Source organism: Algoriphagus terrigena DSM 22685, assembly GCF_000429445.1.
GTDB classification, from domain to species: Bacteria; Bacteroidota; Bacteroidia; order Cytophagales; family Cyclobacteriaceae; genus Algoriphagus; species Algoriphagus terrigena.
On sequence record NZ_AUBW01000003.1, the window covers coordinates 234,047 to 260,425 of the forward strand.

The window sequence follows — 26,379 nt, forward strand, 5'->3', positions numbered from 1 at the left end:
GGGTTTGAAAATAATGGGTTAAATTTGCCCACCTTCATTCATCCCAGTCATTTCCGGTGCTATGCGATATCTGTTTGTATTCATTTTCTCACTTTTTGTAGGTCAGTTTTCACTGGCTCAGGGTCTTCCTGAGGAGTATCTAAAAGCAAAAAACACTTTGCTGGCGAAAGATTATTGGTCTGCGATCAATGCTTTCAAGCCGCTAACCGACGCGGGCAAATATGGAAATTTGTCGAATTACGCAGCTTTCCATCTGGCTGAGGCTGCACTTGGTGCCAACCAGCCTGCTCAGGCGATCAGTGCCTTGCAGCCGATCTACGGCAAAAATTGGAATAAGTCAGACGACGCGAAATATCTGCTGGCAGTGGCCTATTTTCAAAACAACCAAAAAACGGAAGCACTCCGGGTCGTCAAGAGTATAAAAATTGACGCAGTTCTGACACAAGCCTACAATGCGACTTTCGAGTTTCTGAAGGACGCCACGGCGAGTTATTTGGTTGCAAACCTGGAGGAGTTCAAAGCAAATGACGGTTATACAGCGGCGTTGGCTGGAGTGCTTCAAAAGCAATCCATCATGTCGCCCAGCGAAGTTGCGGCGTTGAAGCAGATCAAGGTCACAGCGCCCGGCAAGAATATGGCCAAAGACGAGGTCTTGGATTTGGTAGTGATCTTGCCCTTTACCGGATCCGCCTCGTCGAGTGTGTCCGATATCAATCCCGCCGACTTTATGTTTGAGCTGTATCAGGGTATCGAATTTGGCGTAGACCAGTTGAAGGCACAGGGTCAAAAAATCAATCTTCGGACATTTGATTCCAAAAGAAATTTGGAACATCTCACGAGTCTACTGAATGATCCGGCTGTGAAAGCGGCCGATGTGATTATCGGGCCTATCTACCCAGAGGAGAGTGACTTGGTCAGCGCTTTTGCAGAAAAGCAGGGGATTCCCTTTGTTCACCCACTTTCCAATTTGGGAGAGCGATTCGAAGAGACTGAGTATAGCTATCTGTTTAGACCTTCAGTCAATTCACTTTCTGCGGGAGTTATTTCGGGTCTAAAGTCCCAAAACTGGGGAACCCGTGTGGCAATAGGCTACAGTGGCAGTTCCAGAGATGAAAAACTGGGACTTTTGCTCCAGGAAGACCTACAAAGGGCAGGATTTCAGGTTGCCAAGATTCAAAAGATTGACCCGAGAAATGCCTCTACATTCCTACAGGATCTCGGAGTGAGTAGAGGGAAAACCGCTTCGGTAGATCAGATCATTTTGCTCGCTGACGACCCGGCCATTGGACAGGCTGTATTTTCCCTTATGGAAAGCATCACTACCTCCGTCCCCGTTTTGGTGATGGACTCTTGGCTGGGTTTTAATTTTGCAAACTATGAGATGCTGGATGTTCCCAACTTCTATTTTATCGCAAATAATACCCCAAAGTTCGATACCGAAGCTATGAAACAGTTTCGGGACAAGTACTACGAGCAATTCCTGGCCTATCCGATGATGAATACGGTTTTGGGCGTAGAATTGGTCAATTGGCTGGGCGCAAACTCGACGGCCACCTTTGACTATGACTTAAGGAGAAGCCTCGACCGGCAGCCATTTCAACCGGGTCAATTGACTTGGGGCTTTAATTTTCAAAATTCAAATAACAACAGCTATACGCCCGTATTCAAATTTGAGGCTGGCGAGCTGATTCCTTTACAATAGCTCATGCAGATTTCTGAAAGCAAGCGGCTTTTTGCCCATGCGAAAAACTTCATCCCCGGTGGCGTAAATTCGCCGGTCCGCGCCTTTCGTGCCGTAGGCGGAGAACCGATTTTCATCAAAAAAGCAGATGGAGCTTTTCTCCACGATGAAGACGGCAACTCGTTCATCGAGCTGATCAACAGCTGGGGGCCGATGATCTTGGGACACAATCATCCAATGATCCGAGAGGCGGTACTCGAAGCAATGGAAAACGGAACTTCTTTTGGAGCACCAACTGGCCGGGAAGTTGAAATCGCTGAGCTGATCGTCAGTATGGTGCCTTCCGTGGAGAAAGTCCGTATGGTCAACTCCGGCACCGAAGCTACGATGTCTGCGATTCGTGTCGCCCGTGGCTACACCGGTCGTGACAAATTCATCAAGATGGAAGGTCATTACCATGGACATGGGGATTCCTTCCTGATTGCTGCGGGATCGGGAGCGATCACCATGGGACATCCTGATTCGCCGGGAGTGACGGAAGGCACCGCAAAAGACACGCTTTTGGCGCCCTACAACGACCTAGATGCCATCGAAAATCTTGTAGCAGCAAATGATGGGAAAATTGCCGCATTGATCCTGGAGCCTGTGCCGGGAAACATGGGGCTCTGCCTACCCAATCCTGGCTACCTACAGGGACTGAGAGATATCTGTACCCGCGAGGGAATTGTTCTGATATTTGACGAAGTCATGACCGGATTCCGTTTGGCAAGAGGCGGCGCTCAGGAGCTTTTTGGAGTGATTCCCGATATGACAACTCTGGGTAAAATCATCGGCGGAGGTATGCCGGTGGGAGCTTACGGAGGCAAAAAGGAGATCATGGAGTTTGTGTCTCCAGCAGGCCCGGTGTATCAGGCAGGGACGCTGTCCGGAAATCCAATTGCGATGGCAGCAGGTCTGACCATGCTGAAGTACCTGAATACTCATCCTGACGTCTATAGCAGACTGTCAGAGATAGGAATCCAAATCGCAAGCGGCATCGCTTCGATCAATGAAAAGCTAGGGCTTGACTTCACTATCAATCAGATTGGAAGTATGTATTCGCTATTTTTCACCAGCGAAGACGTGGTAGACTTTGAGTCGGCAAAGACGTCGGACACGAACTTGTTTGGCAAGTATTTCCAAGCAATGCTGCATCGGGGAGTGTACTTGGCACCTTCTCAGTATGAGACCTTATTCCTGTCTACTGCTCTGACCGATGAGCTGATCGGGAAGATTCTTCTTGCGCACGAGGAGAGTATGAAGGAGATCTTGAATTGAGGAAAAAGGGTTGCCCGAGATGTTCGTTTTTTTAGAACGAGCTTTCACCATCCAGTTAGTTGATTTTATTAAAAACAACAGTAAAATGTCCATCAAAGTATACGGAATCAAGAGTTGTGACACCATGAAAAAGACCTTCGGTTTTTTGGAGGAAAAAGGAGTCAGATTTGATTTCGAAGATTATAAAAAGAAAGAGTTGACTCCTGAGCTTTTGGAGGGTTTTCTCGCAAAAACAACCTTGGAGTTTTTGGTCAACAAGAAAGGCACGACCTACCGCAAGATGGACGATTCTCAGAAACTGGCTCTGGAAAAGAACGAGACCGCTATTCCCGTTTTGATCGAAAACCCGAGCATGATCAAGCGCCCGCTGATCACTTACCCTGACGGGAGTTTGACGTTGGGATTTGTGCCAGATAAGATCAGCGAGAAGCTCTAATAGACAATAGTGTCACTCGGAATCGGCGGAAGGGAATATCCTCCGGTTTCGAGTGAAAACCTGAATTTTTTCACAGCTGGATTGCCCGAAAGTGGCGTGTCGTAAGCATAGACTTTTTCCAATGCAGGCAGTGATTCCAATGCCGCCAAATCCTCTGGATTGATCTGGGTTCCGTTCAGGTAGAGATGCTTCAGGTTCGGGCTTTGCTGGAGAGTGGCAAGGTCTTTTCCTTCGATCAAAGTGCTGTTTAGCTTGAGAACGGTCAGGTTGGGGAAGGCCGTGATTTGTGAAAGGATTTCTCCTGAAATCTGTGTGTCATTGAGATCAAGGTAGGCAAGGTTGCCACCAAGCGAGGAAAGTTTGCTGAGGTCGGCATCTTCAAAATCCGGAAAATTGAGACAAGAAACCTTCAGCAACGCAGATCCCAGATGAACCGGTTCTACGAAAAAGCCCATCTTCTTCAGAGCAGCGATTGAGTCAGCTGACACTTCCGCAAGTTCGGTTTGAGGATAGAAGGGAACTTCCAACCTTTCAAAAAACGGATCCAGAAGTTTTACAGCTGGTCTCGCTTCGCCCAATGTCCCTTCAAAGGATGCCCCTGTTTCCAACCAAAGTTTAATCAGCTCGATTTCCTCTTTTTGGGGCTGCCGTTTTTCTTTGGGAGGCATGTGATCATCATCATCCGATGGCAATACCAGACGGGAAAACAATTCACTTTTTTCCGCATCATTTGCGTGGAAAACGACACCGTTTTCTCCCCCTTTTTTCAGGCCTTCTAGGGTGCTCAGATCGAGCTCTCCTTTTTTGTTTCTCGGATTATGGCAGCTTTTGCAGTTAGAGTTTAGGATCGGCTGAACGACGTTTTCGTAGTATTTCAGATCTTCCCATCCAGATTCAGGCAGCGTGAGACCTTGCTCTGCGTCTGTCGAGTCCCCTAATAATCTTCGAAGTCCGTCGGGCAGGAGTTCCGTCAAGTACTCCTCACCATGTGTAATATTTCCTCCCAGGTGACCGGTGAAAAGAAGCAATACCAGCAGCGAAAATGACTTCCATCTGAAGCTCGTCCAATTGACGGTCTTTCTAAAATCCCAGGTCAAATAGAACCCGGTGACGGTAGTCAGAGCCCCCAGCGCGAGATGAAATTGTACCGTTTCCCAGGAGAAACCCTCATAGTGGTACTGCAAAAATCCGGAAATGGAGGCCAGAACAGCCGAGACACTTCCCACGAAAAATGCGAGCTGAATGGACTGCGAATGGCCGCTGTCTTTTTCCTTGGACAGGAAGACCATCAAGACTCCAAATAACAAGAAACCAATCGGCAGGTGAACAAGAATCGGGTGAAATCTCCCAAAGAGAGGTACTATAAAATCCATCAGTTTAGTCGCTCTTTTAAGGCATTCATAATCCAGACATTGGCCGCCCATTGATCAGCGATCGGCTCGTTGGTGAATGGGACGGTGGGTAGATAGGGTGGAGGGCCAAATTCCGTGGTGACAGTGAAGACGTCGTCGGGCGAATTGCGGATGATTTCTTCCCAGATATCCAAGTGGATATTTACCGCCTGAGTCCATTCGGGTGCGGCTGGATTGTTGACTTGTGGGCCTTCGGCAAAGCCCACACGGGCATGGATATGTTCTACCGTTGGGAGGATTTTTTGGAGAAAAGGATCAGTCTTCGAAATCAGACGCTCATGCACGACCATCCAATGACTCACGTCCAGCGTGTATTTCAATTCTTTAAATCGATCCAGCATAGCCAGGGCCGCGGGAAGCGAATAGGAAAACCTGGCTCGGTGTGTTTCGTGAAGAAGGGGGATTCCGACTTTTTTGGCGATTTTTTCACCGGTTTTCAGGAAGGCTAGATTCTGCTCAATGGTCCAAAAATCACTGCCTGTATGGCTGTTGACCTTGACCGGATTCCAGACAAGAATTTCCTCCAAACCGGATTCGTAGGCTTTTAAAGATTCAGAAAACGGTAGTCCTTTGTTGGTACCGTGAAGGAAGATCACCTTCAAGTCATACTTTTCGAGACCGGCCTTGAGTCTATCCTTGGCCTCCTGATCTCCCGGCATCCAGACCTCGATACCGTCGTATCCGTCTGCCTTGGCTTTGGCCAAAAATTCCTCGATCGGAAGTTGATTTCCCCAATCCGTCTGGAAAAACAGAACTTTCTTTTGGGCAAAAAGCTCCCCAGAAAACCAAATGAGGAGTGCGAAAAGGAATAGGTTTTTTGACTGCATACTAGGCTAAAATTTTCCGGATCAGTTCACCTTCTACATCCGTCAGCCGGAACGGCCGTCCTTGAAAGTCGTACGTGAATTTTTCGTGATCAAAACCCATCAAGTGCAGAAGAGTCGCGTGGAGGTCGTGCACGGAAGTCCGCTCATCCACGCCGGAAAAGCCAAAATCATCAGTGATGCCGTAGCTCGCTCCCTTCTTGATACCGCCACCGGCTACCCACATCGTGAAGGCATCCACATGGTGGTCGCGGCCTTTGAAGCCCTGCACTTTGCCCTCGCGGTTTTCCTGCATCGGCGTCCTTCCAAACTCTCCACCCCAGACGACCAGTGTCTCTTCCAGAAGTCCCCGCTGCTTCAAATCGAGCAAAAGTGCGGACATGGGTCGGTCGATTTCCCTGCATTTGTTTCTCAGCCCCATGTCAATGGATCCGTCGTGATCGGTGCCATGGGTATCCCAACCCCAATCGTAGAGTTGTACCACCCGTACGCCCTTTTCAACGAGTTTTCTCGCCAAAAGACAGTTGTTCGCAAAGGACTCCTCGCCGGGCTTGGTGCCGTAGAGCTCGTGGATGTGCTCGGGTTCATCGTTGATGTTCATGACTTCCGGCACTTCGATCTGCATGCGGTATGCCATCTCGTATTGATTGATCCGGGCGAGGATTTCAGGATCTCCAAAAGCTTCGAAATCTTCCTTGTTTACTTGATTGATGGCGGAGATGACGTTTTTCTTCATGTCGCGGGACATCCCGCTCGGGTCTTCGAGATACAAGACAGGATCGCCTTTGGATCGGCATTGGACGCCCTGATAGACTGAGGGTAAAAAGCCAGATCCCCAGACGCTTTTACCCGCATCGGGAGTTTTTCCGCCGGAAGTCAAGACTACAAATCCGGGAAGATTCTGGTTTTCAGTTCCCAATCCGTAAGTCACCCAACTGCCCAAGCTTGGTCTGCCCAATCGGGGCGAACCAGTCTGCATGAAAAGCTGAGCGGGTCCGTGATTGAACTGGTCAGTGTGCATGGCTTTGAGGAAGGCGACTTCATCGGCGACTTTTGAGAAGTGAGGCAAATAGTCAGATACCCAGGCGCCGGACTCTCCATGTTGGCTAAACTTGGCCTGAGGGCCGAGCATCTTGGGGACGCCTCGGATAAAGGCAAACTTCCTTCCCTCCAGTAAACTTTCGGGGCAATCCTGATCGTGAAGTTTGGCCAACTCAGGCTTGAAATCAAAAAGTTCCAGCTGCGAAGGTGCTCCGGCCATGTGGAGGTAGATGATCGATTTGGCTTTGCCCATAAAGGGCGGGGCCAAAGGAGCCAATGGATTCAGGTCCCGTTCGCTGAGGTTGAGTCCTGTTGGAGCTTTTGCAGAGGTTCCGGGTTCACAGCCGAAAAGCAGCGGTGCCAACGCCAAGCCCCCGACTTTGCTTACGCAATCCATCAGGAAATGTCTGCGGGTTTGATTTTGCAGCTTTTGTACCGACAGTTCGGCAAATAGTTTTTCCAGATTTTTCATTACGGCTTGGTTAGGAACTCATCCAGATTCATCATTGCATTAGCGACCACGCCCATGGCTGCGACATCGGGTTTTGCTCCGGGATAGAACTCGTGCAAGGCAGCAGAGTCACGCGAAAATTCAGTTTTCGCAGAAGCATAGAGCTCCAACAGCGTTTTCTTTTTGCTTTCGGAAATCGGATAGAAAACCAAACGCTCGTAGGTCAGCGAAATGGCTTTATCCGGATTTCCCGCACTTTTATCCCAGGAACTTTCGCCAAGTTTTTTGGCAGCCTCCAGGTAGACTGGATCATTGAGCGTCGCCAAGGCCTGAAGTGGCGTATTAGTGACGAGCCGCTTCCCAAGGCAAACTTCCCGGCTTGCTGCATCGAAGGTGATGAAAGAAGGGTAGGGGCTGGTGCGCTTTAGGAACGTGTAGATACCTCGACGATACTTGTCCTCGCCTTTGCTTTCGGTCCAAGATTCCCCGTTGTACACGGTTTGCCAGATCCCTTCCGGCTGCGCAGGTTTCACGCTTGGTCCGTACATCTTGTGACTGAGCAGTCCGCTCGCAGTCAAGGCCTGATCACGGATCTGCTCGGCAGAAAGGCGGAATTTCGGTCCTCTGGCGTACCAGCGATTGTCCGGGTCTTGCTGAAAAGCTGCCGCCGACACGATCGAAGACTGCTTGTAAGTCGCAGATGTGACGATCTCCCGGATGAGAGATTTCATGCTCCAGTCATGACCGTTCATCGTCTCCCATGCGAGGTAGTCCAACAGCTCAGGATGGGTTGGCGGCTCGGACTGGCTGCCCATGTCCTCCAGCGTTGCGACGATCCCTCTGCCAAACAACTGATCCCAAATGCGATTAACGAGGGTTCTTGAGGTAAGTGGATTTTCCGGCGAGGTCAGCCAATACGAAAAACCGAGACGGTTGGCCGGCCATTCGGCTCGCCAACCTCCAAATTCAGCCGGTGTCTTAGGACTGACTTCTGCACCCAATACCATCCAATTGCCCCGCTCAAATACATTTGTCTTTCGGGCCATGTAGGGAGGATTTTCGATCAGAATAGGAAGTTTCGTCCCACGGAATTTTAGAAGTTTATCCCAGTTGCTTTGAGCTTGCGCAAAGCCTGGCTTTTCTTTTCCTTTCAGGCTTGGGACGAAGGCCAGCCAGACAATCGTTGAGGTGTTTTGCTGCGGACCGGCGGAAGGATTTCTAGCCTCAATGTAAAGATTGACTTTTCCGGAAATGGGCTTAAAGGGAATCTCTTTAACCACTTCCCCTTGAGTTTTATTCATCACAAATGAAGCGAGAATCTCACCTGCAGGACCATCTTTGCGAATAGTCATTTGTGTACCATCCAATCCTGTCCAATAGTCCAAAAGTAGCTGATCTGAGCCTTGAGTGTCAATGTTTTTGTACAGAGCAGAGCCACCGGACCAGAGTCCAAGCCACTTCGTATCGATCAGTTCTGACTTGTTGAAGTCAGTCGCCAGATGCGCGGCATACTTGGGTTCGTAGAATTTGAGGAAATCGGCCCGGGTTTTTGCAGCCTTTTCGCCTTCGTTATCCTTTACCCAACTGAGCAAGGCGTCTACCTGACCCTGCTGTTCTTCTTCGTAAAAACGAAGTCTTGGCTCTTCATCATGCGTGTCTTCATCGCGGGTATTGTTGAAAAAAGCTGCCGATTGGTAAAATTCCTCATGACGGATCGGATCATAGGTATGGCTGTGACACTGCACGCAGGCCATCGTAGTACTTTGAAAGACCTCGTAAGTGGTGCTGACCCGATCCAGTAGCGCTGCGATTCGAAATTCCTCGTCCTCGGTTCCACCTTCGTCATTGTTCATGGTATTTCGGTGGAAAGCCGTGGCGGTCAATTGATCCTGAGTGGGATTCGGCAGCAGGTCACCGGCGAGCTGCTCGATTGTAAATTCATCAAAAGGTTTATCATCATTGAATGCCCGAATCACCCAATCCCGATAGGGCCACATGGTGCGGGACACGTCCCTTTCGTAGCCTTTGGTGTCTGCATATCTGGCAAGATCTAGCCACCAAGTGGCCCATTTTTCACCATAAGTATCAGATTCCAAGAGCTGATCGACGGCTTGCTCGTAGGTAATTTTTCCTTCGGAATAGTCCGCCACCAAGCTGCCTGAGGGAGGCAATCCTGTTAAGTCCAATGCGACTCTCCGAAGTAGTCGAAGCGGCTGCTCCTCCGGCGAAAACGACATTCCGTTTTCTTCCAGCTTTTCGCCGACGAACTGGTCAATCGGTGAAAGGCCCGAAGGACTTCCGCCGGTTCCAATTCCTGCTGTTTGTACCAGCTCCGGAGTTTTTGGTTTTTTCACGGGCTCATAGGCCCAGTGCTTTCCCCATTTTGCACCTTGTTTGATCCATGTTTTCAAGAGGTCAATTTCCTCTTCGGAAAGTGGCGCACGCTCGTATGGCATCCGCAATTCCGGATCGGAATGGGTGAGTCGCTTTATCAGTTCGCTGGAATTGGGACTGCCGGGAACGATGGCTGGAAGACCGGATTCATTCACCGCAAAGGCTTCTTCTTCGAATAGGATGCTAAATCCGCCACTTTGCTTCACTCCGCCATGACAGGTAATGCAGTGCTTGTTGAGGATAGGCTTGATCTCCGTGCTGAAGTCGACTTTCTCCTCCTGATTCCAAAAAAAGTACAGAACAGTGGCCCCGAAAAGCAGGGTAATCAATATGCTCAGCTTAGACTTACTCATTGGTTTTTTTGGGACAAAGGCCCTAAAATAGTCAAATCCCCAGGAATAGAAAATTTCCACCTGACGAATAAGCTAAAATAAAAAAGCCCGGTGTGAATCGGGCTTTTTGTGGGATTACTTTTTCGGAGGATAAAAGTTCGGTAGGTTTTTCAGAATATCCGCAGTCATTGCATCCAAGTCATAGTCGGGTTTCCATCCCCAATCAGTTCTTGCGCAGCTGTCGTCGATGCTGTCTGGCCAAGAGTCGGCGATGGGCTGCCGGAAGTCCGGTTTGTATTCGATCTCAAAACCCGGAACATGCTTTTTGATGCTTTCGAAGATCTCTTTTGGAGAAAAACTCATTCCCGAAAGGTTGTAGCTGGAGCGGATCTTGACCGATTCTCTTGGCGCGTTCATCAGATCCAGCGTAGCTTTGATCGCGTCCGGCATATACATCATCGGGAGGTAGCTGTCTTCACGGAGGAAGCAGGTGAATTTTTCCTCCGCCAGGGCCTTGTGATAGATATCTACCGCATAGTCCGTGGTACCGCCTCCTGGAAGGGACTTGTAGCCGATCAAGCCTGGGTACCGGAGACTTCGCACATCGACTCCGTGTTTTTCGAAATAGTACTCGCACCATCTTTCACCAGCCTGCTTGCTGATGCCATAGACGGTACTTGGCTCTTTCACACAGAACTGAGGCGTGTTGATTTTTGGGGTATTGGGTCCAAAGACGGCGATGGAGGAAGGCCAGTAGATTTTGTCCAACTTCAGGTCTTTGGCGAGTTCGAGTACCAAAAGCAAACTTTCCATGTTCAGGTGCCAGGCAAAAAGTGGGTTTTTTTCCCCAGTCGCGGACAGCACAGCCGCCAAATGATAAATCTGGGTCACGTTTTCTTCTTTCACCAGATCGCGGAGCGCTTCTTTGTTCATCGCATCCAAGACTTCAAATCTGCAGTAGTCGAACTCTAGCCTTGCAGAATCTCTGAGGTCCGTGGCGATAACTTGCTCTCCGCCATGCTGATCGGCAAGTGCTCTGGTGAGTTCCGAGCCCAACTGTCCGGCGGCTCCAATGATGAGGATTTTTTCCATGTCGTGATCTTTCAAAAAAGCCCCCAAGTCGCCTAAGGGGTTTTTGTTTATATTTGGGTTTGCTTGCGCAAAAGTACTAAAATTCACCTCTCCGCATAGGTTTTTGAGCAGCGGAAATCCTGAAAAACTATTTCAATTTTAATCTTTCGACCATGTACGACCAGTTTAGACCCAAATTGCAAGAAGAGCTAAAATCCATCGAGGAAGCGGGACTTTTCAAACGGGAACGAATCATCACCTCTCCCCAATCCGCTGAAATCACCATTGCAGGCGGGCAAAAAGTATTGAATTTTTGCGCAAATAATTACTTGGGACTTTCTTCTCATCCGAAAGTGATTGAGGCGGCAAAGGCTGCAATCGACACCCATGGATTCGGAATGTCCTCTGTGCGCTTCATTTGCGGGACGCAGGACATCCATAAGGAATTGGAGCGTAAGATCTCTGAGTTTTTGGGAACAGAGGACACGATCTTATATGCAGCCGCTTTTGATGCCAATGGCGGCGTGTTTGAGCCTTTGCTTGGAGCAGAAGATGCCATCATTTCAGATGCCCTGAACCATGCGTCGATCATCGACGGAGTTCGGCTTTGCAAAGCGATGCGATATCGCTACGAGCACAACAACATGGCCGATCTGGAAAAGCAGCTTCAGGACGCAGCGGCTGCCGGTGCCAAGCAAAAAATCATCGTCACCGACGGTGTTTTCTCCATGGACGGAACGATCGCCCAGCTGGACAAAATCGTGGAGCTGGCTGAGAAGTATGAAGCTTTGGTCATGACGGACGAGTGTCACTCGACTGGCTTCATGGGCAAAACGGGCAGAGGCGTTCACGAGCATTGTGGCGTGATGGGCAAGATCGACGTCATCACAGGTACGCTGGGCAAAGCTTTGGGCGGAGCCTCTGGCGGATTCACCTCTGGTAGAAAGGAAATCGTCGAGATGCTTCGTCAGCGGTCCAGACCTTATTTGTTTTCCAACACCCTGGCACCTTCGATCACCGGAGCGTCGATTGCGGTATTCGATCTGCTTTCTGAGACGACCGAGCTGAGAGATAAACTTGAGGAAAACACCAAATACTTCCGTGCAAAGATGACGGAAGCAGGTTTCGACATCAAGCCGGGCGAGCACGCCATCGTACCGCTGATGCTGTACGATGCGGTTCTTTCGCAGAAGATGGCTGAGAAAGTCCTCGAAAAAGGAATCTATGTGATCGGTTTTTACTATCCGGTAGTTCCAAAAGGTCAAGCCAGAATTCGAATCCAAATCTCAGCAGGACATGAAAGGCATCAGCTCGATCAGGCCATTGCCGCGTTTGTGGAGGTGGGGAAAGAGTTGGGAGTGATTCAGTAAGGAAAAGACTTTGTGTTAAAATGAGAAAAACCGGCAGGAATCATTTTCCTGCCGGTTTTTCTTTACTTGTCAGTGGAGAACTTCTTTTTTTATGTCCTGCCAGATGTAGCCAGATTTCGCTTGGTCGTCATGTCATACTCAGACAGATTCTCAAATCGATCATCCAAGTCTTCGTTGTTGAGGTAGTCGTTGATGATTTCTCTGATCTCTTGGAAGGAAAGGTTGTGAAGCACCTTGCCGTTTTTCATCATTGAGATCTGGCCTGTCTCTTCCGATACGACCAGGATCAGCGCGTCTGTTGCTTCTGACATTCCGATCCCAGCCCGGTGACGTAGCCCGAATTGCGCAGGAACTTCCCGCTCGGTGACTGGTAAGATACAGCGCGCGGCCTTGATACGGCCATTGAAGATGATCACCGCGCCGTCATGGAGTGGGCTGTATTTGTTGAAAATTGAGATCAACAGACGCTTCGAAAGTTCGGCATCCAAGATGTCTCCGCTTTCTGCATAGAACTTCAGTTCGGTATTGTTGGAGATGACCATCAGTGCGCCGGTGTTGCTTCCGGCGAGGTTTTTCGATGCATCGATGATCGGGCTGATGTTGAAGCTGGAGTTTTCTTTCTTTCTCCAAAAGAAAAGAATCTCTTTGATGACGTTGCCGTCAGAGAAGATAGAGGAACGGCCGACGATGAGTAAGAATTTTCTGATTTCCGGCGCAAAGATGATGATCGCGGCGATCACACCGACTCCCATAAACTGCCCCAAGATAGCTGAAAGCAACTCCATCCGAAGTGCTCTCACCAGCAGGTAGATGAGGTACAGCGACAGGAAACCCAAGAAGATCTTGATCGCGACACTTCCCTTGAGCAGTTTGTAGACTTGGTACAACAGCGCAGCAACAAGCGCTATGTCTATCATGTTGACGATAGAGATGTCCAAAAATCCTATTTTAAAAAGGAGGCTCAAGGGTATAGTTGTTCAAATAGTTTAATTGTCTCTTTAGCTTCCTTAACGTCGTGGACTCTGAGGATGTTCGCCCCTTGCATGAGCGAAAACATATTTAATGCAGTTGTTCCGTTGAGTGCCTCAGAGGCATCGATTTTCAGGGTTTTGTGAATCATGGACTTCCGTGAAATCCCCACCAAGATGGGCAATCCCAAGGACTCAAAATGCCTCAGATTTTTCAGCAGGAAAAAATTCTGCTCAATCGTCTTTGCAAATCCAAACCCCGGATCGATAATTACATCTTTGATGCCAAGTTTTTTAAAAAGATCCACTTTTTCCGAGAAATAATACAGTATTTCCGCTAAAATGTCAGAATAATTGGCATGTGACTGCATATTTTTCGGATTTCCCCTCATATGCATCGCGATATAGGGAATACCCAGCGAGGCAATTGTAGGAAGCATTGCTTCATCCAGATTTCCGGAGGAGATGTCATTGATCAGATCTGCACCGGCAGCCACGGATTCCCTAGCTATGTCGGATCTGAATGTGTCAATAGAAATGAGGATGTCGGGAAACTCACGCCGTATTGCTTCGACTGCTGGCACCACCCTGTCCATCTCTTCCTGAATGGAAATATCCAACGCGCCGGGCCTGGTACTGTATCCGCCCAAGTCTAGGAAGTCTGCTCCATCCTGAATCATTTTTTGCGCAGCGGAAATAATCATGTCGACATCTCCACTCATCCGACTTCCTGCAAAAAATGAGTCCGGTGTCAGATTTATTATCCCCATAATCTTGGGTTTGTCTAGGCTGACAAGCCTTCCCTTGATTTGAATTGAATGTTTTTGGGAAAATAATTTATCTTCGGTCGAAGAAGACGGACTTGATCCGGGAAGCATTAAACTAACTTATTTTGAAGACTGGAACCAGCAACGAATATAATCAAGTAATTGCCCGATGTAAAGAATTGTTCCGAAAGAAGACCTTGGATTATGGGACAGCCTGGAGAATTTTGAGGCTTTCGTCGATTACTGACCAGATTTTTATCAAAGCCCAGCGCATCCGGTCGATTCAAGAGAAAGGCAGCCAAAAAGTCGATGACCCCATCGTAGATGAATTTGTCGGTATCGTCAACTACTGCCTCATTGCGCTGATTCAGTTGAGTTTGAAAGACGACGACCGGATGGAGATTCCCTATCAGGAACTGGAGCCTGTCTATGACAGATGGTCAAATGCCACGAGGGGTCTGCTGGAAAACAAAAACCACGACTACGGTGAGGCATGGCGGGATATGCGGGTGAGCTCGATGACTGACATTATCTTGATGAAGCTGTTCCGGGTAAAGCAAATTGAAGACAATCAAGGCAAAACGATCGTCTCCGAAGGAATTGAAGCTAACTATCAGGATATGATCAACTATTCTGTTTTCTGCCTGATCAAACTGGGATATCATGAGATTGAGCATGACAATGAACGCCATTCGGCTGGATGATTTTTCACCACGTCGGATTCTATCAGTCTCTAAAAAACAAGCAATAAACTCATGAACAAGCAAACCTTACTTTGGATCCTTAGACTGTTGGTCGGAGGCCTTTTCATTTTCTCGGGACTTATCAAGGTCAACGATCCGGTGGGTACAGCGATCAAGTTGGAGGAATATTTCGATGTGTTTTCCAATGATATTGCAGGATTCTTTATCTATCTCAAACCTCTTGCGCTCTACATCGGCGTAGTGTTGGTGGTGGCGGAAGTAGTCTTGGGCGTGATGTTGATCTTGGGAGTCAAGTTGAGACAGACCGTCTGGGCCCTGGGACTGATGATCTTGTTTTTCACCTTCCTGACGTTTTTTTCAGCCTATTTCAACAAGGTAACGGATTGTGGATGCTTTGGCGACGCGATCAAGCTGACTCCTTGGGAGTCTTTCTATAAGGATATTATCCTTCTGATCATGATTACTGTTTTGTTCATTTTCAGAAAAGACCTTCCGGAGGAAACTCCCAGATGGGCTGGAATTTCGGCTGTCTTGACTTTGGTAATCTCCCTGGGAATTGCCGTTGTGGCAATTAGAAACCTGCCTTTCATTGATTTTCGAGCCTATAAAAACGGCGTAAACATTCCAATAAATATGCAGCCCTCGGCCCAGCTTCAGTACACTTATGTCATGAAAAAAGGGGATGAGACCTTTGAGTTTGATCAGTATCCGACTGACGAAAGCTATGAATTTGTTGAGATGGTATTACAGAACCCGGATGCCCTTCCGAAGATCTCTGACTTTGCCGCCTGGAACGCAGAAGGAGACCAGTCTGAGTTTCTTTTCGCAGGCAACAAGGTTATCATTCTCAGTAGCAATATGTCCAAAATGGCTGATTCAAACTTGGATAAACTGACCACTTTGATCAAGGATCTACAAGGCGCTCCGGTGGATGTGATCTTCATGGCTGCGGCTACGCAGGAGGAGATTGATGCGTTTTTATCTCAGCAGAACTGGAGCGTGATCGGTCTGCAAGCTGATGCAACGGTCGTTAAGACGATCATGCGGGCGAATCCCGGAGTCATGATCTTGAAAGATGGCGTGGTAATGGAAAAGTATCACCACAACAATACTCCCGAGGCAACAGATGTCTTGGACTTTTTTCTATGAGCAAAGACCTGAAAGTAGTTTTGGTAGGTCTACCGGGGTCTGGAAAAAGCACCTTTGGACGCCAACTGTCGCTGGAGTTGAAGTTTCCATACTTGGATCTGGATCATCAGATCGAGGAAAAATACCAAATGAAGATTCCCGAGATTTTTTCCCAGCATGGAGAAGGTAAGTTTCGGGAGTGGGAGACGGAAACGCTCGCCGAACTTCTCCAGCGGGAAGCCTCTTTTATTCTGGCCACTGGGGGAGGAGCGCCCTGCTTCAATGATAACATGGATCTGATCAACGAGTCGTCGATATCCGTGTACCTCGATGTGCCCTTGGACTCTATCTCCGATAGATTGCGAGCTTCCAAGGTTCAGAATCGGCCGATGTTCCAGGGTTTGGACCAGGGAGAGATCACATTAAAACTCAAAAGCCTGCTTGCTCAGCGGGATTTTTTTTACAGTCAGGCAAAAATAAAGCTCAGCGGTGAAGATTTCTCCGCTGAGCTATTGATGTATGAGCTGATCAATCAGCTTAAAAGCTGAATCCGACTGTCAAAACTCCTGAGGTGATGCTGTTTTTCATCTCGGTGACGGGTCCATAGTTAAAGCCATTTTCATCCAGCACCTGATAGCTTCGGTATAGGCCGCTATACTGTTGATTAACTACAGCCAAGTCGATGGAGAAGGCGTTTATCTTGGCGCCGATACCCCCGCTGAACTGCTGGCTGCTTTGGTCGAATCCGGGGGAATCCGCATAAGGGTCGCCAAAATAGCCATATCCAGCTCTTAGTCTCAGGACATTGAATCTGGCTTCAACCCCGATTCGGTAATTGATGGTGCTTGAATAGATGGACTTGATTACCTCATTGTCAGGTCCCTCATTGAAATCGTTAGAATTGATCCTTCCTGCGCTGTAGTCCACCCAATCCACATCTGCAGAGATGAAGCCGTTTTTGCCGACAAAGAACGTGGCGCCACCACCGATCTTAAGTGGGGTATTGAGACCGTAGTTGCTGATGACGAGATCGGAAATAGCATCCTGCTGTCCAAGCGTGATGTCCTCTTGTTCAAACCGATAGTCGTCATATATAGCAGTCATCGCAGCTTCATATTCCTCATTCAGTGAATACCAAGTGGGCGATTGGAACACGAAGCCGAGGTTCAGATAATCGACGGGCTTGTAGATCAATCCAAGATTGAGGTTAACGCCGATCCCGTTGATATAGAGGTTTTCTCTTAAAGTTGAGCTTTCCAACGGTTCGTCGATAAATTCCTCATTGTAGGTTTTGAAGGATGAGAAATTAAGACTTCTGATCCCCAGCCCACCACCTACAAAGATCTTGTGATTGAAGTTGGCCCCGTAGGAAAAAGTCATCTGATTGGCGCTTCCCTCCTGGGTGATGTTTTCATCCTGAAATGGTAGCCCCAAAACAAATGAGTCATAGGTATCGGGGTTCTCTATTGGATTTCCATTCTCGTCGAATGCAACAGGGTTGATCTGGTAGGTCTGATAGGCCAAGCCAGTCAAGCCGTAGTTTTCAATTTGGCTTTCCGGAATTCCGAAGGCGTCCTGCAGGTAGAAGTCAATAATGGAGCTTTCGCCCAATTCGTCTGAATAGTAGCCATACTCTGTGTTGAAGTTGGCTAGTCTTTGAAAACTAAGTCCGAAAGCTCCCCCTTTGAAAGCGCTGGATTCCATATCTCCCTTGGGACTTGCCATCACGTAGCTAGCGTTTGGTACGCTGAAGTTGGTGGTGTTGTAAGTCCTGGACTGGTCTAGATATTTGGTGTCGACTTTCCAATCCGAATAACCGAGACTCAGGCTTATTTCAGACTTTCTGAAGAAGCCCAAACCGGCCGGGTTTCCGGCGATATTGGACACATCTCCGCCTAGTGAATACTGCGTACCTCCAATTCCAATTATTCTTGCTGAACCTGAGGGGTTGGTGCGGCTGAATCGATAGGCATCTTCGTAGTAGCCGCTTTGGGCAAAAGCTCCTAGGATAGTAAACGAGCTGAGGGTGAGAAAGACTGTCAGAAACCTCATTAAATGATTGTTTGATGGTAAGGAATTAACGGCGCAAACAGATTTTTGTGCAGAATTATTTCAAAAAAAAAGGGGAAATTAATTCCCCCTTCCTCCTCTGGATCCACCGACGCTTCCGCCGGAAGATCCTCCTGAGCTTCTGCTCGGAGCACTAAAACTGCTACCTCCTCCAGTACTTGTTCTGCTTGGTGCGCTGAATGTGGATGAGTTATTATTTGACCTGCTCGGTGTCACCGATCTATCGTAAGAAGGCGATGTTGATCGGGTGTTGTAAGAAGGTGAAGAGCTTCTGTTATAAGAAGGAACCGTGCTCCTGTTGTAAGAAGGGCTGGAGGTTCTTGTGTTGTAATTTGGATTTGCGCTTCTGGATGGGCCAGTATAATTTCTGGAGCTACTACCCGGGCTGCTGGTCATAGAAGGTCTGGCAGATGGAATAGAACTCCTCGATCTTGTACTCACGGATCTATCTGCCGCTGCAGAGTTAGTGTTTCTCGTAGTGGCCACTCTGCTTCGGCTTGAATTATAGTAGTCGTTTTGGGAGCTGCCGAAGTCTCGGCTTGCCGTTCTTGCGTTATTAGAAGATACCAAGCTTCTTGATGAGGAATTTACAGCGTTGGCACTATTTCTTGCTTGTGCTCTTGCCGTGTTTGGCATTACACCTGCTTCGGCGCCTCTGACACCAGTATTGGTGAGGGAAGAACCCCTAGTTGGTCTGGCTCCATACACGACTCTGCGGTCCCCATACTCTCCACCTGGCAATACATAAGAAGGGTAGCCAGGGTAAATCGGGTTAGAAGCGTAGATTGGGTACCCATATCCAGGATACATTGGATAGCCGTACATAGGATATCCATAACCATACATTGGATAACCGTACATCGGGTAGCCATAGCTTGGATACATCGGATATCCAAAGCCGAATCCGATGCCAATGGACAAGCCGGGCATGAAGCCCATGCCGTAGTTGAAACCCATGTAAGGAGACATTCCCATTCCATAGGCACCATATCCAAATCCTAACCCCAAGTTAAAGTTCACATTTGGAGAGTTACTTCCGCTTTCGTTACCTGAGCTGGTGTAGTTGTCGTAGGCATTTACATTGCCGGTTGCAGTTTGGTCTCCAGCAGACTCGTCAAAGTAAACTACGCCATCTTCTGATGTGGTCGCATCTTCTGTAGCCTGATATCTGGAGATGTATTCTGGATTGACATTTCTCGAGCTGAAATTCTCCTCGGCCAAAGCCGGTTCTTGAGAGATGTTTTTGAAAGACTCCGGATTGTTGTTTGCCACGGCAAACTCAGTGGCCATCTTTACGTCCGATGCCATGAAATACAGATTGTCGTCAGCACCGCTTGAAGCTATTTTATTGGAACTGCAAGAAGATATTGCGACTGATCCGACGAGCAATGAAGCGATAATGAGGGGTGATTTCTTCATAGAAGGAGTTGATTGTTGCTTTGTTATACGGGCTGACAATCCAGAGGTTATTCTTTTTGGATTATATTTGCCAGCCCTAAGTAAGCAAATTTAAGGACATTTTAATATTCTATCCAACCAAATGAGTAAAGGACTTCCAAAGCGCAGTGAAGATTATTCCCTGTGGTACAATGAATTGGTAAAAAGAGCTGACCTGGCGGAAAATTCTGCAGTGCGGGGATGTATGGTGATCAAGCCATATGGATATTCCATCTGGGAAAAAATGCAGGCACAGCTTGACATCATGTTTAAAGAAACAGGTCACAGCAACGCTTATTTCCCGCTTTTTATCCCCAAATCTTTTTTGAGCAAAGAGGCTAGCCACGTCGAGGGGTTTGCGAAAGAATGTGCTGTAGTGACCCACTATCGTCTGAAAAATGCCGAGGACGGTTCAGGCGTGATCGTGGATCCGGAGGCGAAGCTTGAGGAGGAACTTATCGTTCGTCCAACTTCTGAAACGGTGATTTGGAGTACCTATAAAAATTGGGTTCAGTCCTACCGTGATCTTCCTTTGCTGGTCAACCAGTGGGCAAACGTGGTCAGGTGGGAGATGAGAACGAGGCTTTTTCTCCGAACGACAGAGTTTCTTTGGCAGGAAGGTCACACGGCCCATGCCACGGCAAAAGAGGCGATGGACGAAACCGTCCAGATGATGAACGTCTATGCCCAGTTTGCTGAGGAATTTATGGCTGTGCCAGTGGTTAAAGGTCGGAAAACCGAAAACGAACGATTTGCCGGAGCAGACGAAACTTTTTGCATAGAAGCAATGATGCAGGATGGAAAGGCGCTTCAGGCAGGTACTTCCCACTTTCTAGGGCAGAACTTTGCGAAAGCTTTTGATGTGAAATTTGCCACCAAAGAAGGTGGATTGGAATACGTTTGGGGGACTTCTTGGGGCGTCAGTACCCGACTGATGGGGGCGCTGATCATGGCGCACTCGGATGACAATGGCTTGGTTCTCCCTCCAAAGCTGGCGCCTATCCAAGTGGTGATCGTGCCAATTTATAGAGGTGAAGCGGAGTTGGAAGCGATCTCTGTGAAAGCAAAAGAAATCATGGCGGCACTGAAAAAAGTTGGTGTCTCTGTGAAGTTTGATGACCGTGATACCCAAAAACCAGGATGGAAATTTGCTGAATATGAGCTGAAAGGAGTGCCGCTTCGAATCGCTTTAGGTCCTAGAGACCTTGAAAACGGTACGATTGAACTTGCCAGAAGAGATACGCTGACCAAAGAAACCTTTGACTTGGCTTCCCAGCCTATTGCTGACAAAATCACCGGACTGCTCGAAGAGATTCAGGACAGTATCTACAGAAAGGCCTTTGATTTCAGAGCTTCTGTGACCACCGAAGTGAATAGCTGGGATGAGTTCAAGCAATTATTGGAAGATAAGGGTGGTTTCGTCTCCGCGCACTGGGATGGCACGTCAGCTACCGAAGAGAAAATCAAGGAGCTCACCAAGGCAACGATCCGCTGCATTCCGCTGGATAGAAAAGAGGAATCCGGTGTCTGTGTCTATACGGGAAGCCCGTCTGCAGGTCGAGTTTATTTTGCAAAAGCATACTAATATGAAACCCGGATTTTTCCGGGTTTTGTTTTTTTACAGCGTTAGTTTCTCTTGCATTGTTGTATTTTAGGCCTGATTCTACGCTATCATCTCCCGGACGCATGACAATTCTGATTTTGAGCACTCTTTTGATTTTGGGTTTGATTTTGATCCTAATAGAGGTCTTTTTGATCCCTGGAACCACTGTAGTAGGAATCGTTGGGTTTCTGGTCAGCCTTGCGGGTGTTTACTATGCATTTTTGTCGTTTGAGACCGGTACTGCGCTTTGGGTTACTGGAATCGCGGCTGTCGCAAATCTTGCGGCCATTTGGTATGCATTTACTTCGGACGTTTGGAAGCATTTTTCCCTGAAGAGTACTTTGAAAGGAGGAGCTTTTGACGGGAGAACTCTTGGATTAGCCGTGGGAATGATCGGCAAGGCGATTTCTGACATTAAGCCGTTTGGCAAAGTAGTCTTTGGAGACCAGATCTATGAGGTGAAATCCGAAGAAGGCTTCATAGAAGTAGGCAAAGAGGTCAACATTGTAAAAATTGACAACAATAAAATTCTAGTTAAATAATACATTATGGATCAATCTAGTTCTATGTTTTTGCTGGTCATTGCTTTTGCAGGGATCATCGTCTTATTCATCTTTTTGTATTTCGTGCCGGTCGGGCTCTGGATCACTGCGCTGTTTTCCAACGTTCGGGTCGGTCTACTGGAACTTGTCGGGATGAGGTTCAGAAAAGTTCCGCCCGGTGTGATTGTGAATTCCCTCATCACTGCGACTAAAGCCGGTCTTGAACTGACCACCAGTGATCTGGAGACGCACTATCTGGCAGGAGGAAATGTGCCGACTGTGATTAGGGCGCTCATCTCGGCCGATAAGGCAAATATTAATTTGTCGTTTAAGCAGGCCACTGCGATTGATCTTGCGGGACGTGATGTGTTTGAAGCGGTGCAGATCTCGGTAAATCCAAAAGTAATCAATACACCAAATGTTGCCGCTGTGGCAGCAGACGGGATTCAGTTGGTCGCCAAAGCAAGAGTAACTGTCCGCGCAAATATTGCTCAATTGGTGGGCGGTGCAGGTGAGGAGACTATCCTTGCCAGAGTAGGAGAGGGCATTGTAACTTCCATCGGTTCGGCCGCCACACATAAGTCTGTACTTGAAAACCCAGACAAAATCTCCAAACTCGTACTTAGCCGTGGCTTGGATGCAGGTACCGCTTTTGAAATCCTTTCGATAGATATTGCAGACATTGACGTCGGAGCCAACATCGGAGCAAAACTCCAAATCGACCAAGCCTCTGCCGACTTGAAAGTGGCTGAGGCCAAAGCTGAAGAGCGAAGAGCGATGGCTGTGGCCCTGGAGCAAGAGATGAAAGCGAAAAATGTAGAGATGCGCGCCAAGGTGATCGAAGCTGAAGCTGAAGTTCCCAGAGCATTGGCGGAAGCTTTCCGCAACGGAACACTTGGGGTGATGGATTACTACCGAATGGAAAACATCAAATCGGATACGTCGATGAGAGAGTCGATAGCCAGTTCAGATAAAGACTCGAAAGATTCGGGATCTGGGAAATCGGAAAAGAAATAGAAAAGGGAGCGTCAAGCTCCCTTTTTTCGTTTTGTACTGACTGGTTCCTCGATCAGGATGACCACCGGCGTATAGAGTTCCTTGGCCAGGATTTGATTGCCAGACCAATCCGCTACGATTTCCTGATAGTTGATCGGGATGATCACGTCCCCGTTTAGGTTTATTCCACCGACCAGCCCGTCTTTCTTTACGATCAGGAAGTCGGGCTTTTCTACCTGAATGTTTTCAAATTCAACAGGTAGAATCTCCTTGCCTGACTTGTCCAGCAGGCCTCTTTTACCGGATTTTTCAACCAAAAAGTAGCCTTCCTTTAGTCTGCAAACTTTTTCGTAACCGGAATCATTCAGGGCTTGGCCGAATTGATTGAGTAGGAAAAATTCTCCGCTGACTTTGGCGATAGCGATGTCTGCTGAGAAGTCGTTGATCTCATCCCACTTGGCTTCGCTGATGATCTGGCCATTTTTGCCGATAAGTCCCCAGCTGCTGGTGTTCCTGTACTTGGCGATCTGTTGGGAGAACGTACCCGTTTCTGCGAATCTAGGCTCGATTGCCCAGTCGCCGGAGGCATTGACAAATCCGGCCATGTCATCTTTCCCTGCGGGAAAAAGGCCCTCGCTTCCCGGTTTGACCCATTCCAGCCCGGAGGTTGGTGGTACTAGCCAGCCTTTTTTGCCCAAAAGTCCAAGTTTGTTTTCTCTGAATTTCACATTGTAGAGGTCCTTGCCGACCAACTGCACGGACTCCATACCCACTGCGTCGAGCAAGATTCCGTCTTCTTCCATCACCCTGCGGAGTTTGCCGTGGATGTATTCCAACATTACGTCGCCTTCTTTGCTGATGCGATGATACGAGTTGTAGGCGACGTCAGATTTTACCATGTCACCTTTGATAAGGAGGTATTGACTTTCGTCAAAGCCATAGAAGTAGTCACCCCGGCTGTGCTCCAATTGACTGACGATCGGCTCCATGACGTAGTCACCTTCGATGTTGATAATTCCGAAGCCTGTGGATTCTTTGGCTAATAGGTAGTCTCCCTCATTTTCCTCGAGTAGCAGGTAGGCACGTTCGGGGTCTTTGGAAAGAGGGAGAAAGTAGCTGCCATCTTTTTGGGTGATCAGCATCCCGTTTTTGGTCAGCTTGGCACCGTCGAGGTTGCCCAACGCAGTGATCTTGTCTTTTCCCTTTTCATAGAGCCAATACGCACCGCCTTTTTCCCCCAACAGCATGCTGTAATAAGTCTGAATCTCGTCGTATTCTAAGGGAAGGGCCTTCTGCCCGTATTCGTGAAATGCGCCGATTCCTTTCGGTCCTTTGACTAAAATCCAGGGAGCTAGATATTGGTAGATTTCCTGTCCCTCCAGGTCCACCACGGGTTTCAAATCGCGGGAAAGCATAGACAGACCATCTTCCCCTTTGCCGATAATGACCGTCTCGCTGAGCACTTCGATGCGGTCGTAGATGGCCCTGGATTTGAGCTTTCCCTGAAGGTCGTACACTTCCCAAGTCTGCGAAAAAAGAAGATTGGTGCTGGAGAGGAAAGCGAAAGCCAGAAACAGAGATCGGAGGAAGAGGGAAATCATGGAGGGAAATTCAATTTGGCCTAAATATAAAATGACCAAAGGATACCGTGTAACCTTTGGTCATTTCTCAGGGGGAAATATCCTGTTATTTTTCAGTTTTGATTTTTTCGAGATCGAAAAGGTCGGTGATGATTTCGATGAGTTCTTCTGCTTCGTCCCGCTGGCAAGCTGCCCTGAGCTGTACGACAGGTACCTTCAGGATCTTCTGCATCATGCTTTTGGTGATTTTGTCGATCAGCTCAAATTCTTTCTCATTGACATTTTTGAGGTGTCTGCTGAGCTCGTCCTGGCGGATTTGCTCCAGAGATTGCTTGAGTTTATTGATCGTAGGAGACACCATCATCTCCTTTTTCCAACCGTAGAATTCACCAATGCTCTCTTCGATAATGGCCTCCACTTTTGGTACCGCCGAAAGCCGCTTTTCCAACGCTTCAGACGCCTTGCTGCGGATATTGTCCACGTTGTAGAGGACTACACCGGACACGTCTTCCACGGAAGTTTCTATACTTCTGGGGACAGACAGATCTACCAGCAGCTTATAGCTTTGAATGTCAAATTGCTTGACGAGTTCCTTAGTAATGAAAGGCTCATTTTTCATGATTGAGCAGACGATCACGTCCGCCTCATTCATTGCCTCGATGCAGTTCTCAAAAGGCACCACTTCAAATCCCAATTCTGCCGCAATTTCTTCGGCTTTGGATCGCGTGCGATTTGTGATCTTTACCTTTGCATCTGGCAGGTGAACCATGTTTTTGGCCACGTCCTCTCCGATTTCTCCCACACCGATCAAGAGGATCCTTGGCTGGTAGATCGTAGAAGTAAGGCTGTCAATCAGCTCGATCGCGGCATAAGAGAGCGATGCTGCCCCGTCGCGAAACGTAGTTTCCTGAACGATTCGTTTGTTAGTAAAGAAAATCGTGTGCATCAGCCGATGTAGAAATGGCCCGGCCATGTTCAGATCAGCGGCAGTTTGATAGGCGCGCTTGACTTGGTTTGAAATCTGGATGTCTCCGACCACCTGGGCTTCCAATCCCATGCAGACACGATACAAATGGGTAATGGCTAGCCGGTCATCATTGAATACCTCGAAGTAGTCGAGATAGTTGACGACATCCGCCATGCCTTTTTCCAATCCGACCAACTTGATGATCTCAGTACTGAGGTCCTGTTCGTGGTTGTAGTATACTTCAGTGCGATTGCAGGTTGATAGTATCAACACGTCTCCCAGTCTGAAGAACTCTCTGAGTTTCAGTAGGATGCTTTGAATTGTTCCTTCGTCTAAGGAAATCAACTCTCTGATCTGAACAGGGGCGGTTTTGTGTGATAAACTTATCGCTCGAAACTTGTCGTGCATTTTTTCAAGTTTTGCAATGCGAATTTAACAGACTATCAGCCCTCAAAGGTTTCATTCCTGTAAATGCTTATTAATTTAGAATTCATCTAAATTAAATCCGTCCGATTCCAACGTGAAAAATGCCAAAGTTGGAATTAGAAACTAATCTGATTAACTTATCAGTTGCCAGATTTTTTAGCTATGACAGATCGCTTTTTTTACTGGATGAAGTTCTATCTCGGGTTTTCCGGAAAGGAATCCCGAGGGTTTCTGCTCTTGATTCCCTTTTTGATTATTCTCGGTATCCTGCCGACCATTCTCCGATCGATCAAAAATAGAAGTGCAGAAACCACCAATCTCAATTATCGGCACCTCCTAGACAGTCTCGAGCAAACCGAAGTAAAATTAGTCGCTTCGCCGTTTCCCACCTTTAACCCTCAAGATACAGTCAAGCTCAGCCGCAACCAGAAGCAGCTAGCTAACATTAACCGCATCCCTTTTTCTGAGGCAGATTCGGTCACTTTACAGATCGTTCCCGGCATCGGTCCGGGCACGGCTGGCAGGATCATCAAATACGGACATCAGCTTGGGGGATTTCATACTCAAAGCCAGCTGCTGGAAGTATACGGCGTCAAGGAGGAATTGCTGCCTACACTCTGGGAGTTTTTTGAATTCGATGCTCAGATCTTCAAGAGAATTGCCATCAACACCGCGAGCTTGGATGAGCTATCGTCCCATCCCTACATCAGCTATGGAGAGGCTAAAGTGCTGATCGCCTATCGCGGCCAGCATGGCAAATTTGAGTCCTCGGACGATTTGCTTCAGGTGAAAATTTTTAAATCAGAGTGGGTTGATAAGATCAAGCCGTATCTGGACTTTCAATAGGTTGGAGCAACTTCCG

Annotated in this window: 22 protein-coding genes; 11 read left to right on the forward strand and 11 right to left on the reverse strand. The window is 48.0% G+C overall.

The features are described 5' to 3' along the window. Positions 1 to 61: 61 nt before the first annotated feature. From G459_RS0101060 to G459_RS0101070, 3 genes are all read left to right on the forward strand, one after another. Positions 62 to 1,702: a tetratricopeptide repeat protein gene (locus G459_RS0101060; RefSeq protein ID WP_026965965.1), complete on the forward strand. Its 1,641-nt coding sequence runs from the start codon at positions 62 to 64 to the stop codon at positions 1,700 to 1,702. A gap of 3 nt (positions 1,703 to 1,705) precedes the next feature. After that, complete coding sequence (hemL, locus tag G459_RS0101065) at positions 1,706 to 2,998, forward strand: glutamate-1-semialdehyde 2,1-aminomutase (RefSeq protein ID WP_026965966.1); 1,293 nt, start codon at positions 1,706 to 1,708, stop codon at positions 2,996 to 2,998. Between the two features lie 85 nt (positions 2,999 to 3,083). Further along, positions 3,084 to 3,434, forward strand: coding sequence for a Spx/MgsR family RNA polymerase-binding regulatory protein (locus G459_RS0101070; RefSeq protein ID WP_035454829.1), 351 nt, complete (start codon positions 3,084 to 3,086; stop codon positions 3,432 to 3,434). Here G459_RS0101070 and G459_RS0101075 read toward each other — a convergent pair. The 5 genes from G459_RS0101075 to G459_RS0101095 form a co-directional block, all read right to left on the reverse strand. Next, complete coding sequence (locus tag G459_RS0101075) at positions 3,431 to 4,807, reverse strand: c-type cytochrome domain-containing protein (protein WP_026965968.1); 1,377 nt, start codon at positions 4,805 to 4,807, stop codon at positions 3,431 to 3,433. The genes G459_RS0101070 and G459_RS0101075 overlap by 4 nt on opposite strands. Further along, positions 4,807 to 5,673 carry a sugar phosphate isomerase/epimerase family protein gene (locus G459_RS0101080; RefSeq protein WP_026965969.1) on the reverse strand — a complete coding sequence of 289 codons (867 nt, stop codon included), beginning with the start codon at positions 5,671 to 5,673 and terminating at the stop codon, positions 4,807 to 4,809. Before G459_RS0101080 ends, G459_RS0101075 begins: the two co-directional genes overlap by 1 nt. A 1-nt stretch (position 5,674) precedes the next feature. After that, positions 5,675 to 7,183 carry a DUF1501 domain-containing protein gene (locus tag G459_RS0101085; RefSeq protein ID WP_026965970.1) on the reverse strand — a complete coding sequence of 503 codons (1,509 nt, stop codon included), beginning with the start codon at positions 7,181 to 7,183 and terminating at the stop codon, positions 5,675 to 5,677. Beyond that, the gene (locus tag G459_RS0101090) at positions 7,183 to 9,909 is read right to left on the reverse strand and encodes a DUF1553 domain-containing protein (RefSeq protein ID WP_026965971.1); all 2,727 of its coding nucleotides are present in this window, start codon (positions 9,907 to 9,909) and stop codon (positions 7,183 to 7,185) included. Before G459_RS0101090 ends, G459_RS0101085 begins: the two co-directional genes overlap by 1 nt. Before the next feature lie 114 nt (positions 9,910 to 10,023). Further along, positions 10,024 to 10,980, reverse strand: coding sequence for an NAD-dependent epimerase/dehydratase family protein (locus tag G459_RS0101095; RefSeq protein ID WP_026965972.1), 957 nt, complete (start codon positions 10,978 to 10,980; stop codon positions 10,024 to 10,026). A gap of 152 nt (positions 10,981 to 11,132) precedes the next feature. Here G459_RS0101095 and kbl point away from each other — a divergent pair, with 152 nt between their 5' ends. Then, positions 11,133 to 12,329 (forward strand): glycine C-acetyltransferase, encoded by a 1,197-nt coding sequence (kbl, locus tag G459_RS0101100; protein WP_026965973.1) that lies wholly within the window; start codon positions 11,133 to 11,135, stop codon positions 12,327 to 12,329. An 89-nt stretch (positions 12,330 to 12,418) separates the two neighbouring features. Here kbl and cdaA read toward each other — a convergent pair whose 3' ends face one another. Beyond that, on the reverse strand, positions 12,419 to 13,294 hold the full coding sequence (cdaA, locus tag G459_RS0101105) for a diadenylate cyclase CdaA (protein ID WP_026965974.1): 876 nt from the start codon (positions 13,292 to 13,294) through the stop codon (positions 12,419 to 12,421). Next, positions 13,291 to 14,067, reverse strand: a complete 777-nt coding sequence (gene folP, locus G459_RS0101110) for a dihydropteroate synthase (protein WP_342664313.1) — start codon at positions 14,065 to 14,067, stop codon at positions 13,291 to 13,293. The genes cdaA and folP overlap by 4 nt, the downstream gene beginning before the upstream one ends. A 122-nt stretch (positions 14,068 to 14,189) precedes the next feature. On the opposite strand from folP, the gene G459_RS0101115 reads away from it, so the two are divergent. From G459_RS0101115 to G459_RS0101125, 3 genes are read left to right on the forward strand one after another with little or no spacing between them, the layout of a single operon-like run. After that, positions 14,190 to 14,768 (forward strand): DUF1599 domain-containing protein, encoded by a 579-nt coding sequence (locus G459_RS0101115; RefSeq protein WP_026965976.1) that lies wholly within the window; start codon positions 14,190 to 14,192, stop codon positions 14,766 to 14,768. A 51-nt stretch (positions 14,769 to 14,819) separates the two neighbouring features. After that, positions 14,820 to 15,917 (forward strand): BT_3928 family protein, encoded by a 1,098-nt coding sequence (locus G459_RS0101120; protein WP_026965977.1) that lies wholly within the window; start codon positions 14,820 to 14,822, stop codon positions 15,915 to 15,917. After that, a complete protein-coding gene (locus G459_RS0101125; protein WP_026965978.1) occupies positions 15,914 to 16,444 on the forward strand; it encodes a shikimate kinase in 531 nt (176 codons plus the stop codon). The genes G459_RS0101120 and G459_RS0101125 overlap by 4 nt, the downstream gene beginning before the upstream one ends. Here the strand turns inward: G459_RS0101125 and G459_RS0101130 are convergent. Continuing rightward, positions 16,434 to 17,948 (reverse strand): OmpP1/FadL family transporter, encoded by a 1,515-nt coding sequence (locus G459_RS0101130; RefSeq protein WP_026965979.1) that lies wholly within the window; start codon positions 17,946 to 17,948, stop codon positions 16,434 to 16,436. The genes G459_RS0101125 and G459_RS0101130 overlap by 11 nt on opposite strands. A gap of 78 nt (positions 17,949 to 18,026) precedes the next feature. Then, positions 18,027 to 19,385, reverse strand: coding sequence for a hypothetical protein (locus tag G459_RS0101135; protein WP_026965980.1), 1,359 nt, complete (start codon positions 19,383 to 19,385; stop codon positions 18,027 to 18,029). Between the two features lie 121 nt (positions 19,386 to 19,506). Between G459_RS0101135 and proS the strand changes: the two genes are divergently transcribed. The 3 genes from proS (at position 19,507) to floA (ending at position 22,565) form a co-directional block, all read left to right on the forward strand. Next, a complete protein-coding gene (gene proS / locus G459_RS0101140; protein ID WP_026965981.1) occupies positions 19,507 to 20,988 on the forward strand; it encodes a proline--tRNA ligase in 1,482 nt (493 codons plus the stop codon). A gap of 101 nt (positions 20,989 to 21,089) precedes the next feature. Then, on the forward strand, positions 21,090 to 21,548 hold the full coding sequence (locus G459_RS0101145) for an NfeD family protein (protein WP_026965982.1): 459 nt from the start codon (positions 21,090 to 21,092) through the stop codon (positions 21,546 to 21,548). Between the two features lie 6 nt (positions 21,549 to 21,554). Beyond that, positions 21,555 to 22,565: a flotillin-like protein FloA gene (gene floA, locus G459_RS0101150; RefSeq protein WP_026965983.1), complete on the forward strand. Its 1,011-nt coding sequence runs from the start codon at positions 21,555 to 21,557 to the stop codon at positions 22,563 to 22,565. 11 nt (positions 22,566 to 22,576) lie between these two features. On the opposite strand, the gene G459_RS0101155 is transcribed toward floA, so the two are convergent. Further along, positions 22,577 to 24,145 (reverse strand): WG repeat-containing protein, encoded by a 1,569-nt coding sequence (locus G459_RS0101155; RefSeq protein ID WP_051315017.1) that lies wholly within the window; start codon positions 24,143 to 24,145, stop codon positions 22,577 to 22,579. 85 nt (positions 24,146 to 24,230) lie between these two features. Beyond that, positions 24,231 to 25,499: a glutamyl-tRNA reductase gene (hemA, locus tag G459_RS0101160; RefSeq protein WP_026965985.1), complete on the reverse strand. Its 1,269-nt coding sequence runs from the start codon at positions 25,497 to 25,499 to the stop codon at positions 24,231 to 24,233. A gap of 180 nt (positions 25,500 to 25,679) precedes the next feature. Here hemA and G459_RS0101165 point away from each other — a divergent pair, with 180 nt between their 5' ends. Further along, entirely contained in the window at positions 25,680 to 26,363 is a 684-nt protein-coding gene (locus G459_RS0101165; RefSeq protein ID WP_026965986.1) for a ComEA family DNA-binding protein, read from the forward strand. Positions 26,364 to 26,379 lie beyond the last annotated feature (16 nt).